Consider the following 17,910-nt stretch of genomic DNA (forward strand, 5'->3'; position numbering starts at 1 on the left):
CCGGAGTGGGGTGGGGTGGGGTGGGGTGGGTTAGCGCAGGCGGGTTGCTCCGGGGGAAGGCAGGACCGGGGTCGTGGTGGGGGCCGTGTAATTGCGCTCGGCGTAGGCGATCCTGACCGCATCGGCCACCGCTTCGATGCGGTCGGTCTCGACCAGGGCGAGGACGCAGCCACCGAATCCGCCGCCCGTCATGCGCGCGCCCAACGCGCCGGCCGACAGAGCCGCCTCGACCGCCGTGTCGATCTCCGGCACGGTGATCTCGAAGTCGTCGCGCATCGAGACGTGCGAGGCGGTGAGCAGCGGGCCGATGTCCCGGACCCGGCCGGCGCGCAACAGCGCGACGGTGTCGAGCACGCGCTGGTCCTCGGTGACCACGTGCCGGACCCGGCGGCGGGTCTCGGCGTCGTCGAGCCGGGCCAGGGCGGCGTCGAGGTCATCGACGGCCACGTCGCGCAGCGCCGGCACTCCGAGTGCCTTGGCGGCGGCCTCGCAGGAGCGGCGGCGGGCGGCGTACTCACCATCGGCGTGCCGGTGCGGCGCGCGGCTGTCGACGACCAGCACGGTCAGCCCGGCGGCGTCCAGGTCGAACGGGATCTGCTCGACGGACTCGTCCCGGCAGTCGAGGAAGAGCGCGTGCCCGGCGCGGCAGCGGATCACCGCGGACTGGTCCATGATGCCGGTCGGCGCGCCCACGTAGACGTTCTCCGCCCGCTGCGCCAGCCGGGGCTGCCGCTCGGCGGGGAACTCCAGCCCCGCGAGGTCGAGCAGGGCGGCGAGCACCGCGGACTCGAGCGCGGCCGACGAGGAGAGCCCGGAACCCAGCGGCACGTCGGAGGCGATGGCCAGCCGGGCGCCGGGCACCGCGTGGCCGGCGTCGCGCAGCGCCCAGACCACCCCGGCCACGTACGCGCCCCAGCCGGTCACCCGGCCGGGCTCGGCCACGTCGTCCGCGTCGAAGGTGATCGTCTCGCCGGAGAGCTCGGACCAGACCGTCCAGCGTTCGTCGTCCCGCCGGTCGGCGGCGACCACGGTACGCATGGGGAGCGCGAACGGCAGCACGAACCCGTCGTTGTAGTCGGTGTGCTCGCCGATCAGGTTGACCCGACCGGGCGCGGCCCAGAGGCCGGCGGCCGAGGTGTCGTACTGGTCGGTGAAGCCGGCGGCGGCCCGCTCGGCGACGTCACCGGTGGGGCTGGTCATGGTGCCTCCTCGTTCGCCACTGCGGGGCTCGCACACCCGGCGCACTCCTCGCGCTCACGACTGCTCCAGGACGTGTGCGCGGTAGAAGGCCCAGGCGTCGCTGACCATGTCGTGCAGGGTGGGCTTGCGCGGCACCCAACCCAGCTCGTCACGGGCCAGCGCGGAGGAGGCGACCAGTTCGGCCGGGTCACCCTCGCGGCGCGGCGCCACCTCGACCGGAAGCTGGTGGCCGGTGACCTCGCGGACCACGTCGACCACCTGGCGGTTGGTGAAGCCGTTTCCGTTGCCGAGGTTGTAGATGCGGTGCTGACCCGCGGTGGCGGTGTCCAGCGCGAGCAGGTGCGCGCGGGCGAGGTCGACGACGTGGATGTAGTCGCGTACGCAGGTGCCGTCCACGGTCGGGTAGTCGTCGCCGAAGAGTTGGAGCTTCTCCCGCCGGCCGGCGGCGACCTCCAGGGCGATCGGGATGAGGTGCGTCTCCGGGTCGTGTCGCTCGCCGAGCGCGACGTCGCCGTCGAGGTGCGCGCCGGCCACGTTGAAGTAGCGCAGGGACACGGCGGCCAGCCCGTGCGCGTCGGCCTCGGAGGTGAGCGCCATGTCGACCGCGAGCTTGGTGGCGCCGTACGTGTTGGTGGGCGCCTTGACCGCGGTTTCCGTGATCGGCAGCTCGGTGGGGTTGCCGTACACGGCGGCGGTGGAGGAGAAGACCATCCGGGGCACCCGGGCGGCCCGGACCGCGTTGATCAGGGCGAGCGTGCCGACCGTGTTGTTCTCCCAGTACAGCTCCGGTTTCACCATCGACTCGCCGGCGGCGATGAGGGCGGCGAAGTGCAGCACCCCGTCGAAGCCGGCGTCGGGGGTGAGGACCTGGGCGGCGTCGTGAATGGACGCCTCGACGTGCGTCGCGTCCGGAGCGAGCGCCTCGCGGTGACCGGTGCGCAGGTCGTCCAGGACGACGACCTGGTGGCCGGCGTCGAGCAGCATCCGGGTCACCACGCTCCCGATGAAGCCGGCACCCCCGGTGACGAGCAGTTTCACGTCGTTGCCTCCTGCCTGGCCCGCCGGGACGTGGCCCTTGGTGATCACCCTACGGCGGCGCTCGGGAGCGGTGTGGATCGCGCCGCACGCCATTCCATCATAATCTCTCACGTTTAAACAGAGCCGAACATCTCCGGTGCGGTGGGCACCCGGTGTCTACCATCTCTTTCATGCGGGAAGCAGCCCGTTCCGGGCTCCGGCGGCGGGTACGGCAACGGTCGCGCCGTGACCCCGGTCCGCTCGCGCGGGCCGTCGCCCGGGTGCTGGTGCGTACCGCCGACGGCGCGACCCGCCTCGTCACCGATCTGCTCGGTACCGGCCCGGCGGCCGGCCGGGAACGCATCTCCGAGGCCGAGCTGCGGGACCTCGTCGCGGTCAACACGGTGCTCGACCCGGACGAGCGGCGGATCATCGACGAGGTGCTGGTGGCCGGGGCGAGTCTCGTCCGCGAGGTGATGATGCCCCGCACCGAGGTGGTCTTCCTGCCGGCCCGGCTGACCATCGCCGAGGCCGCCCGGCTGGTGCGGGCCGAGACGCACTCCCGCTACCCGGTCACCGACGGCACCCAGGACGACGTGGTCGGGTTCGTGCACCTGCGGGACGTGCTGCTCCGTCCGGACGCCGACCCCTGCGCCACCGTGGGCGAGCTGACCCGCGAGGTCAAGCAGGTGCCGGGGAGCAAGCGGGTCCTGGCCGCGCTGACCGAGATGCGCCGGGAAGGGCACCACCTGGCGGTGGTGGTCGACGAGTACGGCGGAACCGCCGGCATCGTCACCCTGGAGGACCTGATCGAGGAACTCGTCGGAGAGATCCACGACGGGTACGGCAGGCCGTCCGACCCGAGCCACGCCGGCCTGCCGGCCGTGGTCGACGGCCGGCTCAACCTCGCCGACTTCGCCGAGCGGACCGGTGTGGCGCTCCCCGCCGGTCCGTACGAGACCGTCGGCGGGTACGTGATGGCCGCCCTGGGCCGCCTGCCGCTGACCGGCGACGAGGTGCCGGTGCCCGGCGAGCCGTCCGACGGCGGCGGGCCCGATCCGGCGGCACCGGCCGACGGTTGGCTCCTGCGCGTGCTGGCCCTGGACGGACGCCGGGTCGCCCGGCTCGCGGTGACGGCGGCCCGGATGCCGGAGCAGCGGCGCGATCCCGCCGTCGGCCATCAGCGCGAGGCGGACCGGGGCGCGGCGAGACAGCAGCGGGGCACCGCGGTCGGGCCGGGCCCACGGCCGGGGACGAGCGGGCCACGCGAGGTCAGCGCCCCGACACCGGCTGGCCGGGGCCGACGCGCCGGCCCGTCATGACGGCTCCGCATGCTTGCTGACAGAATTATCGTCATGCCCGACGTTACCGAGCGACCCCGCGTCTTCTCCGGCATCCAGCCGACGGCCGACTCGTTCCACCTCGGCAATTACCTGGGAGCCGTGCGGCACTGGGTGGCCCTGCAGGACACCCACGACGCGTTCTACTGCGTGGTGGACCTGCACGCGATCACCGCCGGTCACGATCCGGCGGTGCTGCGCCAGCGGACCAGGGTGGCGGCCGCCCAGCTCTTCGCCGTCGGTATCGATCCGGACCGCAGCACCCTGTTCGTACAGTCGCAGGTGCCCGAGCACCCGCAGTTGGCGTGGGTACTCGGCTGCATCACCGGTTTCGGCGAGGCCAGCCGGATGACGCAGTTCAAGGACAAGTCGCAGAAGCAGGGCAACGAGCGGGCCAGCGTCGGGCTGTTCACCTACCCGGTCCTGCAGGCCGCCGACATCCTGCTCTACCAGGCCAACGCGGTGCCGGTCGGCGAGGACCAGCGTCAGCACCTGGAACTCTCCCGCGACCTGGCCCAGCGGTTCAACTCGCTGTTCGGCGCGACGTTCACGATCCCCGCGCCGCACATCGTGAAGGACACCGCGAAGATCACCGACCTACAGGACCCGACGGCCAAGATGTCCAAGTCGTCGTCCTCGCCGGCCGGCATCATCGACCTGCTGGAAGACCCGGCCCGCTCGGCGAAGAAGATCCGCTCCGCGGTGACCGACACCGGCCGGGAGATCGTCTTCGACGCGGAGACCAAGCCGGGCGTGTCCAACCTGTTGACCATCTACTCGGCGCTCAGCGGACGGGGCATCGACGACCTGGTGTCCGCGTTCGCCGGCCGCGGCTACGGCGATCTCAAGAAGGAGTTGGCCGAGGTGGTGGCGGAGTTCGTCCGTCCCATCCAGGAGCGCACGCGCACGTACCTCGACGACCCCGCCCAACTGGACAAGCTGCTCGCCGCCGGGGCGGAGAAGGCCCGGTCCGTGGCCGGCGCGACGCTGCGGTCCGCGTACGAGCGGGTCGGTTTCTTCCCGCCGGTGCGCGGCGAATAGCGCTGCGGGGACGGGTGGGCGAATCGGTGGCCGACGTGGCGGCACGGAGCGTGGATCGCAGTGGTGGGGTGCCCCCGCCGGGCGACACCGTGCAGATCGGCATCGCGGTGGACATCCCGGAGCCGTGGGGAGCGCAGCTCACCCGGCGACGGGTCGAGGCGGGTGACCCCCTCGCGGTGCCCGCGCACGTGACGCTGCTCGGTCCGACCGAGATCCCGACCGACGTGCTGCCGGGCATCGAGCGGCACCTCGCCGCCGTGGCCGCCGCGCATCTGCCGTTCACGCTGCACCTGCGGGGGACCGGCACGTTCCGGCCGGTGACGCAGGTGGTGTTCGTCGCGGTGGCCGCCGGCATCAGCGAATGCGAGTTGCTGGCCGCGGCCATCGCGGCCGCGCCGGGTCTGCACCGCCAGACCCGCTTCCCGTACCATCCGCACGTCACCGTCGCGCATGACGTCGCTCCGGAGGCGTTGGACAAGGTGTACGAGGATCTGGCCGACTTCTCCGCGATGTTCGAGGTCGACGCGTTCACCCTGTTCTCGCACAGTGGGCCGGCCCGGTGGCAGCCCCGCCGGGACTTCCGCCTCGGCGACTGACGTTCGGCGGCGCGCCGGATGGCGAGCGGTCTTGTACTGGTTGCCGGGACGGCGGCGGGAGATCGGCGAGGATGATCGCGTGAACGTGATCGGCCGGATCGAGGCGGGCATCGACCGCTGGGTGGGTGCCGCGCGTGCCCGGTCCGGCCTGTTCGACCACGTGTGGCGTGCCGGGACGCTCTACGCCGACGTGTTGGCAGGAAGGCTCGCCGCGGCGATCGCGTACTACGGCTTTTTCGCCGTCTTCGCTCTCGCCCTGGTCGCGTACTCCGTCTTCGGCGCGATCCTGGAGGACAACGACGAGGTCAGCGAGGCGGCGACCGGGTTTCTGAAGGAGAACCTGCCGTTCCTGGACGCGCAGCAGATCGCGAACTCCAGCGGCACGGTCGGTGTGGTCGGCCTGGTCATCCTCGTGTTCACCGGCATCGGCTGGGTGGAGGCGATCCGCTCCTCGCAGCGGCTCATGTACGCGCTCAACCAACAGCCCGGCAACCTCGTGGTCCGGCGGCTGGTCGACCTCGGGGTGATGATCGGCATCTTCGTGCTGCTCGGTCTCTCCGTGGCGGCGGTGGACGCGCTGGAATCTCTGCTGCGCTTCCTGCTGCGCAGCACCGGGTCGGTCGGCCTGACCACCGTCAGCGCCGTCCTCAGCGTGCTGGTCAACGCGGTGCTCGCCACCGCGCTGCTGCTCGCGGTGCCCCGGCTGCGGATGAGCCGGTCCCGGCTGCGTCCGGTGGTGCTGCTGGTCGCGGTCGGCATCACGCTGCTCAACACGCTCGGGCGGTACTACGTGGTGCGCACCGAGCGGAACCCGGCGTACACCGTGGTGGCCGGCGCGGTCGGTCTGCTGCTCTACCTCTATTTGCTGAACCAACTGGTGCTGTTCGGCGCGGCGCTGCTCGCGACCAGCCGGAGTGGGCGCGTGGTAGACCTGGCGGAGGCCGCCCCCGCAGTGGATGTCGACGAGGACACCGATCCCGGCGCTCCGGGCGGTGCGGGGTGAGGGTGGAGATGTCCGACGTGCTGATCACCGTCGACCAGGACTCGCCGGTGCCGCCGTACGAGCAGGTGCGTGTGCAGCTCGCCGAGCTGATCGGCGACGGCCGGTTGCCGGTGGGCAGCCGCCTGCCCACCGTCCGGCAGCTCGCGGCCGACCTGCGACTGGCCGCGAACACGGTGGCGCGGGCCTACCGGGAGCTGGAGGCGGCCGGCCTGTTGCAGACCCGGGGACGCAACGGCACCTTCGTCGCGCCCGGGCGGGACGACGCCGTCGACCGGCTGCACCGGTTCGCCGTCAACTACGCCGCCGAGGCGCGGCGGCTCGGCGTGACCCCGGACCGTGCTGTCGCTCTCGTGCGGGCCGCCCTGGACGCCACCCGGCACGACTGAGCCGACCGGCCTCTCATCGACCGCCGGACGGGCGGTAACTGAACAGAACGGCACCGGCGCTCACGTTCGCGGACCATGATGAGCCCGTGGGCGCACTCATGACACTGGACCTGCCGGCCGACTCGCCGATGCTCGGCCTGCCGTGGATCATCACCTTCGGGCCGCTCGGTGACCTGGACGAGTGGGAGCCGGTGGTCTGCGGGCCGTACGAACGGCCGCACGCGTTGGCGTTGGCCGAGGCGGTGGTGGCCGAGGAGCAGTTGATGGCCGTGGTGGAACCGCTGCTGCCGGCGCTGTCGGCCGACGAGATCCGCAGCGAGATCGCCGCCGCGCAGGTGGCCGCCGAGGACGAGGCCCGGCAGGTCGAGGGGGCCGACCTGTACGGAGACTTCGAGGACGTGATCGACGAGGAGTTGGACGCCGCAGCCGACGAGGCGGGGCACGGCGAGCCCGCCGAGCCGCCGGACGAGGCCGAGGTGCGCGCCGGCTTCACCCGGATCGCGGCGCTGCTCGCCGCGAAGTGACGCGGCGGGTCAGCTCACCGCGAAGTAACGCGGCGGGTCAGCTCACCGCGAAGTAACGCGGCGGGTCAGCTCACCGCGAAGTGACGCGGCGGGTCAGCGCCTCACGATGGCGACGGGACGCGCCACGGGCGTCACACGGACACCGGCGCCGCGCGGAATCCGTTCCGCGTGGCGCCGGTGCACCTCACCCCCCACCACAAGGGGTCGGCAGCCCAGTCGCCCGTTGGCGCGGGGCACGACGGACGACCAGGTCGAGATTGGCTTACCCGCTCAGCGCCGTTCGAACCAGGCGGCCGCGTCGACGGGCAACAGTTGGTCGGTGAGCGGCGCGCTCGCCACGAGGGGCGTGCCGTACCCGTCGAGTGCCACGGGCGCTGCGCCGAGGTTGACGACGCAGGTCAGCACGGTGTCACCCGCGCTGCGCGCAGGTGCAAGAGTCAAGCAGACCTTGCGTAAGGAAGCCGCACGGTGGCGGGGGCCACAGCGGTGGAGCTGCGGACGACCAACTCGGGGCGGAACAGGTACTCGGAGTGCGGGGCGCCGTGCCCGTTGATCTCGTCCACCAGGGCTCGGACCGCGGCGACCGCCATCGCGATCACCGGTTGCCGCACGGTGGTCAGCGGCGGGTCGGTGAAGGCCATCAGCGGCGAGTCGTCGTAGCCGACCACCGAGAGGTCGCCCGGAACGGACAGACCGCGGTGCCGGGCCGCCCGCACCGCACCGAGCGCCATGAGGTCGGAGCCGCAGACCAGCCCGGTGACACCACGGTCGAGCAGCCGGCCGGCTGCCGCCTCGCCACCCTCCACACCGAACAGTGTCAGCTCGGCCAGGGGGGCGAGATCGGCCTCGGCGACGCCGGCCAGCCGGGTCATCGCCGCCCGCCAGCCGGCCACCCTGCGCCGCACCGGCACGAACCGGTCCGGGCCGGTGATCAGGCCGATCCGCCGGTGCCCCAGGGCGACGAGGTGGGCCACCGCTAGGTCGGCGGCCTCCCGGTCGTCGCAGGAGACGAAGGGCGCGGCGACGTCGGGGACGTACCCATTGATCATCACGACCGGCAGCGGCCGGGCGATCAGCGCCCGGTAGCGGTCGTGGTTGGCGGCAGTGTCCGCGTGCCGGCCGGAGACGAAGACGATCCCGGAGACCTGCCGGTCCAGCAGCATCTCCACGTATTCGTCCTCGGTCACGCCGCCGGCGGTCTGCGTACAGAGCACCGGGGTGAAACCACTCTGCGCCAGTGTGGACTCGATGACCTGCGCGAACGCCGGGAAGATCGGATTGTCCAGCTCCGGCACCACCAGGCCGACGAGGCCGGCGCTGCGCTTGCGCAGTCGCGCAGGGCGCTCGTAGCCGAGCACGTCGAGCGCGGTGAGAACGACCTGCCGGGTCTCCGGTGCCACACCTGGGCGGTCGTTGAGCACCCGCGACACCGTGGCCTCGCTGACGTCGGCCTGTTGGGCGATGTCAGACAGTCGAGCGCGCATGGCGGCACTGTAGCCCACCGGCAAGTTCTTGCGCGGCTCCCCGGATGCCCTTGCATCAGCAGCAACGATTGCCGTGTCCCGAACGTGCGAGGGCGGCGACGCGCCGACCGGCCGGCCCCACTACTACAAAGTGTCGTTGATAGGGGAGGATGGGCGGCGTGGAAGCACTGCGACTCATCCTCCTCTATGTCCATCTCATCGGCTTCGCCCTGCTGCTCGGCGGTTCGATCGCCCAGTACGTCAGCGGGAAGCTGCGGATCAACCCCGCCATGCTCTGGGGCGCCGTGATCCAGTTGCTGACCGGCCTCGGGCTCTCCGCGCCTCTGCGCGGCGGCGGTGACGACGAACCGTCGCCGGCGAAACTTGTGACGAAGTTGGTGATCGCGCTGCTGATCTTCGTCATGGTCTTCTTCTCCCGTAAGCGGGACGTGGTCAACCGCGGCCACTTCCTCGCGATCGTCGGCCTGACCCTGGTGAACGCGGCGGTGGCGGTCTTTTGGCGGTAGCGTCCGAGGGGGGAACCGCCCCCCGGAAACCGGACTTCGGCGACACCTTGGGGCTCGGTTAGCAGCACGAAGAGTGATGTGCCCCACGCAAGGGTTACACCCGGGTAACAGGCACTCAACAGTCGTGCACGATTGTCGGCCGGTGGGTGGGCGCGGGCGTACGCTCCCGTCCGTAACGTGGGACAGCCGGCGGCACACCCGCAGGTCGGCTGATGGGCTGCCACCGCACTAGGCGCGGTGTGCAATGGGAAGGAGACGTCTTGCGCTCGGTGCGTGGGATGCGGATCGCCTCGATCCTCGCGGCAGGTGGGCTCGTGCTCACCGCTGCCGCGTGTGGCCAGGCCCCGGATGATGACAAGAACGCCGGCAGTGGCGCCAAGAAGTTCAGCGCCTGCATGGTGACCGACGTCGGCGGCATCGACGACAAGTCGTTCAACACCTCGGCCTGGAAGGGCCTTCAGGAGGCCAAGGCCGCCAACGACAACATCGACATCAAGTACGTCGCGTCGAAGGCCGAGGCCGACTACGAGCCCAACCTGACGCAGTACGTCAACCAGAAGTGCGACTTCATCCTGGCCGTCGGCGGTCTGATGGCGAACGCCACCTCCAAGATCGCCAAGGCGAACCCGAACCAGCAGTTCGGCATCGTCGACGCCAAGCCGGGTGACGCCAACGTCTACCCGATGCAGTTCGACACCGCCCAGGCCGCGTTCCAGGCCGGTTACCTCGCCGCCGGGATGAGCAAGTCCGGCAAGGTGGGCACCTACGGTGGTCTGCCGATCCCGCCGGTGACGATCTTCATGGACGGCTTCGTCGACGGCGTGGCGTACTACAACACCACCAAGAAGAAGAACGTCCAGGCGCTGGGCTGGAACAAGGAGACCCAGAAGGGCTCCTTCACCAACGACTTCGCCAAGCAGGACGAGGGCAAGAAGGTCTCCGACGCGCTGGTCGCCCAGGGCGCGGACATCATCATGCCGGTCGCCGGCGGCTCCGGCCTCGGCACCACCGCGGCGGCCAAGGCCTCGGGCGGCAAGTACAACACCATCTGGGTGGACGTCGACGGCTGCGAGAGCACCCCGGACTGCGCCGCGATCATCACCACCGTGGTGAAGAACATCCCGGAGGCCGTCAAGGAGGCCGTGGTCAAGGCCGCCGGTGGCGAGAAGCTGCAGGCCAACCCGGGCTTCGTCGGCACCCTGGCCAACACCGGTGTCTCGATCGCCCCGTACCACGACTTCGACGGCAAGGTTCCGGCCGAGCTGAAGTCCGAGGTCGACAAGATCAAGGCGGACATCGCCGCCGGCACCATCACCGTCACCTCGAAGGCCCAGCCGACCAAGTGACGTCCAGCCGACCTCTCCGGTGAGATCATCGGAGAGGTCGGTGGGCACAGGTACGACCGATCGGCCGCTTCGGCCCCGCGGTGACCGTGGGGGTCGGAGCGGCCGATCGCGCACCGCGTCGGCCAGGCGTTCCGGCCCGTTCGACGGCAGCTAGGCTGCACCATCGCTCGCACTCCAGGAGGTTGCGCTGAGACTCGAACTGCGCGGCATCACCAAGCGGTTCGGTGATCTGGTCGCCAACGACCACATCGATCTGACGGTGGAGCCTGGAGAGATTCACGCCCTGCTCGGCGAGAACGGCGCGGGCAAGTCGACCCTGATGAACGTGCTCTACGGGCTGTACCAGCCCGACGAGGGCGAGATCCTGGTCGACGGTACGCCGCTGCGGCTGAAGGGGCCGTCCGACGCCATCGCGGCCGGGATCGGCATGGTGCACCAGCACTTCATGCTGGTGCCGGTGTTCACCGTCGCCGAGAACATCATGCTCGGTGCGGAGCAGGTCCGGGGCGGAATCGCCGGCTTCCTGGACCGGCGGCGGGCCCGGCGCGAGGTCACGGAGGTGTCCGAGCGCTACAACCTGCGGGTCGACCCCGACGCGGTGATCGAGGACCTGCCGGTCGGCATCCAGCAGCGTGTGGAGATCGTCAAGGCCCTCACCCGCGACGTCGACCTGCTCATCCTGGACGAGCCGACCGCGGTGCTCACCCCGCAGGAGACCGACGAACTGTTGACGGTCATGCGGTCGCTCAAGGCGGCCGGCAAGTCGATCGTCTTCATCACCCACAAGCTGGGCGAGGTCAAGGCGATCGCCGACCGGATCACGGTGATCCGACGCGGGAAGACGGTCGGCACGGCCTCGCCGGAGACCAGCCGCGACGAGTTGGCCGCGCTGATGGTGGGCCGCAGTGTGCGCCTCACGGTCGAGAAGTCGCCGGCCACGCCGGGCGAGCCGGTGCTGGAGGTGGCCGGGCTGGTCGTCGACGACGACCGGCAGATCCGGGCGGTCGACGGCGTGGACCTGACCGTACGGGCGGGCGAGGTGCTCGGCGTGGCGGGCGTGCAGGGCAACGGCCAGACGGAGCTGATCGAGGCGATCATGGGTCTGCGCCCGGTGCTCGCCGGCACGGTCAGCCTGGGCGGTGACCGGATCGACGGCTGGACGCCCAAGCGGGTGCTCCGGGCCGGCGTCGGCTATGTGCCCGAGGACCGCAGCGTGGACGGCCTGGTCAAGGAGTTCAGCGTCGCCGAGAACCTGGTTCTGGACATCTACGACCGGCCACCCTTCGGTAGCGGGCTCGCCCTGAAGCCCGACGCCATCGCGTCGTCGGCCCGGGAGCGGATCGAGCAGTTCGACGTTCGCACCTCATCGGCGGACGCGGCGGTGGGCACCCTCTCCGGTGGCAATCAGCAGAAGGTGATCGTGGCGCGGGAGCTGTCCCGGCCGCTGAAGCTCTTCATCGCCGCCCAACCCACCCGTGGCGTGGACGTCGGGTCGATCGAGTTCATCCACAGCCAGATCATCCACGAGCGGGACATCGGCACCGCCGTGATGGTGGTGTCCAGCGAGCTGGACGAGGTGGTCGGGCTGGCCGACCGGATCGCGGTGATGTACCGCGGACGGATCATCGGCATCGTCGGCCCGGACACCCCGCGTGAGGAGATCGGTCTGTTGATGGCCGGCATCCACCCGGACGCGGCGGGCGCGGGCACGCCGGCCGAGCCCCATGCGGCCCCCACCGGCACGCCGGCCGTGCCCGACGCGACCACCGCCGGCACCGCAGCCCAGCCCGGCACGGCTACCGCTGGTGGCGCGGCCGACGGGGGTCCGGCGCGCGCCGACGGCCCCGCGAGCGAGGACGAGGCATGACCACCAACCCCAATCCGCAGTCGGGCTCTCCGGACAAGGAGCCGGCGAGCGAGGCGCAGGCGGCGCAGAACGCCCTTGGCAACACCGAGCGGGCCGGCACGACCACGACGGAGAAGACGCCGGAGCCGAAGCCGTCCCTGGGCCGGCTCTTCCTGGACAACCTCTGGGCGGCCAACACCTTCACGGTGACCCTGCTGTCGCTGGTGCTGGCGATCGTCGTCGGCGCGGTGCTGATGGTCGTCTCCGACCCGGACGTGCTGCACACCTACACCTACATCACCGCCCGCCCCTCGGACGCGTTCAGTTCGAGCTGGACGCTGGTGAGCGAGGCGTACGCCAACCTGTTCAAGGGCTCGATCTTCGACCCCGAGGCGTTCTCCGGCTGGGTGAACGGCAGCAACGGCTGGCAGGCCGTGCTCGCGCCGATCTCCGAGACGCTGACGTACGCCGCGCCGCTGGTCTTCACCGGCCTGGCGGTGGCGCTGGCCTTCCGTGGCGGCCTGTTCAACATCGGCGCGCAGGGTCAGGCGACCATCGGCGTCATCCTGGCCGCACTGGCCGGCTTCCTGCTGCCACTGCCGCCCGGCCTGCACCTGCTGGTGGCGGTGCTCGCCGGCGCGCTGGGCGGGGCGATCTGGGGCTTCATCCCGGGCATCCTCAAGGCCCGCGCGGGCGCCCACGAGGTGATCAACACGATCATGCTCAACTACGTCGCCACGTACTTCCTGACCTGGCTCATCGTGCAGAACGGCGTGCAGGACCCGACCCGGACCGACGCGATCAGCAAGGCGGTGGACACCTCCGCGCAGCTACCCCGTCTGCTCGGTGACAACCTGCGGGTGCACGCCGGCATTCTGCTCGCCGTGCTGGCCACCTGGGCGGTCGCCTGGCTGCTCAACCGGTCCACCCTCGGCTTCGAGTTGCGGGCGGTCGGCGCCAACCCGGACGCCGCGCGGACGGCCGGCATCAGCGTGACCCGGACGTACATCCTGATCATGGTCTTCTCCGGGATCCTGGCCGGTCTCGGCGGCTCGAACATGGTGCTCGGCTCCACCGCCAGTGCGTTGACCCCGCTGGTGGTCGCGCAGATCGGCTTCGACGGCATCCTGGTGGCGCTGCTGGGCCGGGTGAAGCCGTGGGGAGTGCTGCTCGCCGCGCTGCTGTTCGGTGCGCTCCAGGCCGGCGGTAACCGGATGCAGTCGTACTCCGGCATCTCGCTGGAGCTGGTGACCGTGCTCCAGGCGCTGATCGTCATCTTCATCGCCGCACCCGCCCTGGTGAAGGCGATCTTCCAGCTCCGGGCCGCACGGGCCGCCCGGTTGCAGACGAGCCTGGCGAAGGGCTGGTAACGCATGTCCACCATGGCTGTCCCCGACGTCGCGGTCGGCGTCGACGAGGGTTTCTGGACCCGGACCCGCAAGGTCGGCCTCACGCTGCTGTCGCTCGGCCTGCTGGCGGCGGTGCTGTTCGGGGCGCTCGCCACCGACCAGCAGGCCCGTTTCACGCTCAGCGACGACGCGGCCGGCGCCGCCTTGGAGATCAACGGCACGATCGGCGCTATCCTGTTTGGGATCATCGCGATCGCCGCTGGCGCGGCCCTGCTCGCCGGGGTGCCGAAGCGCTGGTTCCTGCCGGTGCTCGGCGTCGGGCTGGTCGCCTTCGTGCTCTCCTTCCTCTGCTGGCAGGTCTCCGCCGCGCCGACCGGGCAGAACTTCATGCCGCTGGTCAACATCATCCGGGGCACGTTCATCCTGGCCCTGCCGTTGATCTTCGGCGCGCTCGCCGGGGTGCTCTGCGAGCGGTCCGGCGTGGTCAACGTGGCCATTGAGGGGCAGTTGCTGATGGGCGCGTTCAGCGGCGCCCTGTTCGGCAGCCTCTCCGGCAGCGTCTGGGTGGGCCTGGTCGCCGCCGCCATCGGTGGCGCGTTCATCTCGCTGCTGCTGGCCGTCTTCGCCATCCGCTACCTGGTGGACCAGGTCGTCATGGGCATCGTGCTGAACCTGCTCGCGGTCGGCGTCACCGGCTTCCTCTACGAGCGGCTGATGCAGACCGACGCGGAGAAGTACAACAGCGCGCCGCGCTTCAGCAACTGGGAGATCCCGCTGCTCAAGGACATCCCGGTGCTCGGTCCGGCGCTGTTCCGCGGCAACATCTTCCTCTACCTGGGCCTGCTGCTGGTGTTGGTGATCCACATCGGGCTGTTCCGTACCCGGTGGGGGCTGCGGACCCGGTCGGTGGGCGAGCACCCGATCGCCGCCGACACGCTGGGCGTCAAGGTGCTCCGGCTGCGTTACCGCAACGTGCTGCTGGCCGGTGTGGTGGCCGGTATCGGTGGAGCGTCGTACACGCTGGCGCTCTACTCGTTCACCAAGAACATGATCGGCGGCAAGGGCTTCATCGCGCTGGCCGCGCTCATCTTCGGTCGGTGGAACCCGACCGGGGCGCTGCTCGCCGCGCTCTTCTTCGGCTTCGCCGACCAGCTCGCCACCTACCTGAGCGCGATCAACAGCTCGATCCCCAGCCAGTTCCTGGCCATGCTGCCCTACCTGGCGACGATCCTGGCGGTCGCCGGGCTGGTCGGCCGGGTCCGGGCGCCCGCCGCCGACGGCAAGCCGTACATCAAGGGCTGACACCAGCAGGCGTGCCCGGCGGGACTCTCCCGCCGGGCGCGACGCGGTGGTCGCCGTCCGCGCCCACCAACACCATCCTTGGGTACGTCGTCGAAGTGGTGCGCAGCGCAGACGCTGCACCGTTCGTCTTGTGGAGGACGACCGAGTACGAAGATGGCCCCTCAGCATTTCGCTGAAGGGCCGCTCTGCGCTCTGACTCGTCAGTCAAGGGGGCCGATCTGCTTGGCCAGGCTGACGAACGATTGCCACGTCTGCGGGTCAAAGCTGAGGGTGCCACCATCGCGGTCTTTCGTGTCCCGCACCAGCACGACGCCGGGCAGGTTGTCGGCCACCTCTACGCACGACCCGCCGTTGGACCCAGAGCGAGTCGAGGTGTGCCACCGGGCACCGGTCATGTCCATTTCTGCGCCACTTCCTTGATCATTTCGAGTGACTGCCTGCGGGAGAGAGCTTCGCCTCTGATCGTCTCCCACGTTCCGTGGAGGGTAGCAAGGTCATCGGCGCCGTTGACTATCTGTGCTCGCGCCTGGTGGTCAAGATGGGCGATCACCGAGCCGTCGGCCTGGGTCGCCAGGATGAATCCGCCCTGCAAGCCAGGGTAGAGACCGGCATCCTCGGTCACCACGAGTACTTGTACGTGGGGCAGCTCGCCCATCTTCGCCAGGTGGGCCAGTTGTTCGGGCATGACGTCAGGACGACCGACTACTGGCCTCCGCAGCACCATTATGTCGATCACTGCGACGAACTGGACCAGGCGATCGCTGGCGAGGATCGCCTGGCGTCCGAGGCGCGACGCGACACGCTGCTCCATCTGGTCGGTGGTGAGCAGGTTGTGTGCCAACGTCGCTCGTGCGTACGCCTCGGTCTGGAGCAGGCCGGGCACCCAGGCCGGCTCGTACCACCGCAGCAGAGTGGCTTCTTGCTCCCACTCGATCCACTCGCGCAGCCACTCGGGATCGACTTTGGACAGCTCCCTGAGCATGCGTGTGAAGCGGCCGCCCTTCCCGCCGTCGCAGAGTGGATCGTGCGTCCGGTCCACGGCCAAGGCGTATTCAGTTGTGGGCGGGCGCCCGCCAGTTTCGACGGAGCTGACGTGGGACGCCGAGTAGCCGATCGTCCTACCGAAGTCTTCTTGGCTCAACGCGAGCTGAGTGCGCAGCAGGCGCAGCTCCGAAACCACGTATCCGATCACGCTGCTCATGGCCCCTCATTCCTGCTCAACCTCGTCGGCGCACTGCTCGCCGCTCTCACTTAGCGTGTCTGTCCAGCTCGATCAGCGTGAGCACGTATCGAAGGTAGTCCGGTCCTAACCAGACTGTGAAGGCGCGGTGCCGAGACGCCAGCCCCACCGCCGCTAACGAGCACGGCCGATGAATGGCTTCGGGTTACCGATCGCCGACTACGCACCCGATCGCGGAGATCGTGAACCACAGTCAGGAGTTGAAGCGATGGGCCTCAGCGCTCAGGCACCGCCACCCCTCGCCGGACCGAAGCCCGACCGCCCGAGGGAGTACGGCGCGCGGCCCCCGCACACTCCGCTGCGCCCGATCTGGTTCTGTCGAGCGGATGGCCAGCCGTGGCCCTGCGCCGAGGCCCGGCTGCGACTCAAGGCCGAGTTCGACGACAACATGCAGGGCCTGGCCATCTACCTGGCGGGCATGTACTACGAGGCGAGCCGGGACCTTTACCACCTGAACCCCCACGACGGTCCAAGCCCACGCGAGTTGTTCGATCGCTTCGTGGCCTGGGGTCCGTACCGCAGGCCGATCGTTGAAGATCGGTAATGCCCCGCCCTTCCGACCTCGATCACGTGCGTGGTGGTGGATAACAAGATCGCGACGATCTTGCGGTTTCTGTTGTCCACATGAGTGGAATGCACCTTATGTCGGGACAGAAACCGCAAGATCGCCGTGCAGGGGCAGTGTGGGGCGCGACGATCATGGGGTTGTGGTGCCCGGATTGGCAATTTATGGGCGTTTCGTTGCCCACCACAACTCCATGATCGGCGAGGCGGCGCCAGGTTGACGAACGGCCGCTCCGCCCAACGCAGTGGCAGCGCGGCAGTTTGATCACCGTGCACCCCTCCTGGCCGTGGGTAGCCGAGGTCGGGGAGGCGGCCCTGCCCGCTTCTGACCTGGGCTGCTTGGGCAGAATGGCGGCATGACCGACATTGACTGGGCGCGGTTGCGCGCTGCCGCCGTTGAGGCGATGCGGCACGCGTACGCCCCGTACTCGACCTTTCCCGTCGGCGCGGCCGCGCTGGTCGACGACGGTCGTGTGGTGGTCGGATGCAACGTGGAGAACGCCGCGTACGGGGTGACCCTCTGCGCCGAGTGCGGAGTCGTGTCCAGCCTGCACGCCACCGGTGGCGGTCGGCTCGTCGCGCTCTCCTGCGTCGACGCCACCGGCGAGCCGCTGATGCCGTGCGGCCGGTGCCGGCAACTGCTCTGGGAGAACGGCGGCCCGGAGTGCCTCATCGAGACGAAGACCCGCCCGCTGCGGATGGCCGAGCTGCTGCCGCACGCCTTTGGCGTGGAGGACCTGGAGGCGGTCACCGGTGAGACGCCGGTGCCGGTCGTCCCGGAGCGGCTGGCCGCCTGGCGCGGTCGCGGCACCGTCTTCGTGCATCCGGACATGTCCGCCGGGCAGCAGGTCTGGACGGCGTACTGGGAGCGGTCGGCCGGGGACGACGCGGACGCCGAGACCGGTGTGCTGGAGGAGGCGCCGAGCTGGGACGATCCCGCCGAGGCGATCACCTGGGGAATGGCCCGGACGCCCCGGGTCGTCGTGGTGGACGAGACCGGCACGATCTTCTGGGCCGGCGAGGGGGAGCCGCCGGCTGAGATTCCGGTTCGTTGGGGTTGAGGTTGGGGGGCGAGGGGCCACCGGGGCCCCCCCCCGCGGGGCCGGGGGTATAACCCACCCCGGCCCGGCGGGCCCCCCCCCCCCCCCCCGCCGCCCCGCCCCGCG

The 17,910-nt window shown here is 70.4% G+C and carries 18 protein-coding genes and 1 pseudogene; 13 read left to right on the forward strand and 6 right to left on the reverse strand.

Annotated elements, in window-relative coordinates; genetic code table 11:
• Positions 1–30: 30 nt before the first annotated feature.
• Complete coding sequence (galK, locus tag ACLQ25_RS20080; protein WP_425732342.1) at positions 31–1,200, reverse strand: galactokinase; 1,170 nt, start codon at positions 1,198–1,200, stop codon at positions 31–33.
• 54 nt (positions 1,201–1,254) lie between these two features.
• A complete protein-coding gene (gene galE, locus ACLQ25_RS20085) occupies positions 1,255–2,184 on the reverse strand; it encodes a UDP-glucose 4-epimerase GalE (protein ID WP_425732371.1) in 930 nt (309 codons plus the stop codon).
• A gap of 224 nt (positions 2,185–2,408) precedes the next feature.
• Between galE and ACLQ25_RS20090 the strand changes: the two are divergent.
• From ACLQ25_RS20090 to ACLQ25_RS20115, 6 genes and pseudogenes are all read left to right on the forward strand, one after another.
• Positions 2,409–3,455 (forward strand): annotated as a pseudogene (locus ACLQ25_RS20090) (hemolysin family protein); the annotation flags it as partial.
• 117 nt (positions 3,456–3,572) lie between these two features.
• Positions 3,573–4,598, forward strand: coding sequence for a tryptophan--tRNA ligase (trpS, locus tag ACLQ25_RS20095; RefSeq protein ID WP_425732343.1), 1,026 nt, complete (start codon positions 3,573–3,575; stop codon positions 4,596–4,598).
• Between the two features lie 26 nt (positions 4,599–4,624).
• Positions 4,625–5,194 carry a 2'-5' RNA ligase family protein gene (locus ACLQ25_RS20100; protein ID WP_425732372.1) on the forward strand — a complete coding sequence of 190 codons (570 nt, stop codon included), beginning with the start codon at positions 4,625–4,627 and terminating at the stop codon, positions 5,192–5,194.
• Positions 5,195–5,273: 79 nt separating this feature from the next.
• Entirely contained in the window at positions 5,274–6,197 is a 924-nt protein-coding gene (locus ACLQ25_RS20105; protein WP_425732344.1) for a YhjD/YihY/BrkB family envelope integrity protein, read from the forward strand.
• An 8-nt stretch (positions 6,198–6,205) separates the two neighbouring features.
• A complete protein-coding gene (locus tag ACLQ25_RS20110; protein WP_425732345.1) occupies positions 6,206–6,583 on the forward strand; it encodes a GntR family transcriptional regulator in 378 nt (125 codons plus the stop codon).
• Positions 6,584–6,669: 86 nt separating this feature from the next.
• Positions 6,670–7,107 carry a hypothetical protein gene (locus ACLQ25_RS20115; RefSeq protein WP_425732346.1) on the forward strand — a complete coding sequence of 146 codons (438 nt, stop codon included), beginning with the start codon at positions 6,670–6,672 and terminating at the stop codon, positions 7,105–7,107.
• Positions 7,108–7,377: 270 nt separating this feature from the next.
• On the opposite strand, the gene ACLQ25_RS20120 is transcribed toward ACLQ25_RS20115, so the two are convergent.
• Together ACLQ25_RS20120 and ACLQ25_RS20125 are read right to left on the reverse strand one after the other, a co-directional pair.
• Positions 7,378–7,548 (reverse strand): hypothetical protein, encoded by a 171-nt coding sequence (locus ACLQ25_RS20120; protein ID WP_425732378.1) that lies wholly within the window; start codon positions 7,546–7,548, stop codon positions 7,378–7,380.
• Entirely contained in the window at positions 7,545–8,609 is a 1,065-nt protein-coding gene (locus ACLQ25_RS20125) for a LacI family DNA-binding transcriptional regulator (protein ID WP_425732347.1), read from the reverse strand. The genes ACLQ25_RS20120 and ACLQ25_RS20125 overlap by 4 nt, the downstream gene beginning before the upstream one ends.
• Before the next feature lie 140 nt (positions 8,610–8,749).
• On the opposite strand from ACLQ25_RS20125, the gene ACLQ25_RS20130 reads away from it, so the two are divergent.
• The 5 genes from ACLQ25_RS20130 (at position 8,750) to ACLQ25_RS20150 (ending at position 14,940) form a co-directional block, all read left to right on the forward strand.
• Positions 8,750–9,097, forward strand: coding sequence for a hypothetical protein (locus tag ACLQ25_RS20130; RefSeq protein WP_425732348.1), 348 nt, complete (start codon positions 8,750–8,752; stop codon positions 9,095–9,097).
• A 278-nt stretch (positions 9,098–9,375) separates the two neighbouring features.
• Positions 9,376–10,443: a BMP family lipoprotein gene (locus tag ACLQ25_RS20135; protein ID WP_425732373.1), complete on the forward strand. Its 1,068-nt coding sequence runs from the start codon at positions 9,376–9,378 to the stop codon at positions 10,441–10,443.
• A 247-nt stretch (positions 10,444–10,690) separates the two neighbouring features.
• Positions 10,691–12,310: an ABC transporter ATP-binding protein gene (locus ACLQ25_RS20140; RefSeq protein WP_425732374.1), complete on the forward strand. Its 1,620-nt coding sequence runs from the start codon at positions 10,691–10,693 to the stop codon at positions 12,308–12,310.
• Positions 12,307–13,659, forward strand: coding sequence for an ABC transporter permease (locus ACLQ25_RS20145; protein WP_425732349.1), 1,353 nt, complete (start codon positions 12,307–12,309; stop codon positions 13,657–13,659). The genes ACLQ25_RS20140 and ACLQ25_RS20145 overlap by 4 nt, the downstream gene beginning before the upstream one ends.
• A gap of 3 nt (positions 13,660–13,662) precedes the next feature.
• Positions 13,663–14,940 carry an ABC transporter permease gene (locus tag ACLQ25_RS20150; RefSeq protein ID WP_425732350.1) on the forward strand — a complete coding sequence of 426 codons (1,278 nt, stop codon included), beginning with the start codon at positions 13,663–13,665 and terminating at the stop codon, positions 14,938–14,940.
• Between the two features lie 200 nt (positions 14,941–15,140).
• On the opposite strand, the gene ACLQ25_RS20155 is transcribed toward ACLQ25_RS20150, so the two are convergent.
• The gene (locus ACLQ25_RS20155) at positions 15,141–15,335 is read right to left on the reverse strand and encodes a DUF397 domain-containing protein (protein WP_425732375.1); all 195 of its coding nucleotides are present in this window, start codon (positions 15,333–15,335) and stop codon (positions 15,141–15,143) included.
• Entirely contained in the window at positions 15,332–16,141 is an 810-nt protein-coding gene (locus tag ACLQ25_RS20160; RefSeq protein ID WP_425732351.1) for a helix-turn-helix domain-containing protein, read from the reverse strand. Before ACLQ25_RS20160 ends, ACLQ25_RS20155 begins: the two co-directional genes overlap by 4 nt.
• Positions 16,142–16,388: 247 nt before the next feature.
• Here ACLQ25_RS20160 and ACLQ25_RS20165 point away from each other — a divergent pair, with 247 nt between their 5' ends.
• Positions 16,389–16,724, forward strand: coding sequence for a hypothetical protein (locus ACLQ25_RS20165; protein ID WP_425732352.1), 336 nt, complete (start codon positions 16,389–16,391; stop codon positions 16,722–16,724).
• A gap of 376 nt (positions 16,725–17,100) precedes the next feature.
• Positions 17,101–17,805: a cytidine deaminase gene (locus ACLQ25_RS20170; protein ID WP_425732353.1), complete on the forward strand. Its 705-nt coding sequence runs from the start codon at positions 17,101–17,103 to the stop codon at positions 17,803–17,805.
• Positions 17,806–17,910 lie beyond the last annotated feature (105 nt).

The organism is Micromonospora sp. DT44 (assembly GCF_049841635.1).
Classification (GTDB): domain Bacteria; phylum Actinomycetota; class Actinomycetes; order Mycobacteriales; family Micromonosporaceae; genus Micromonospora.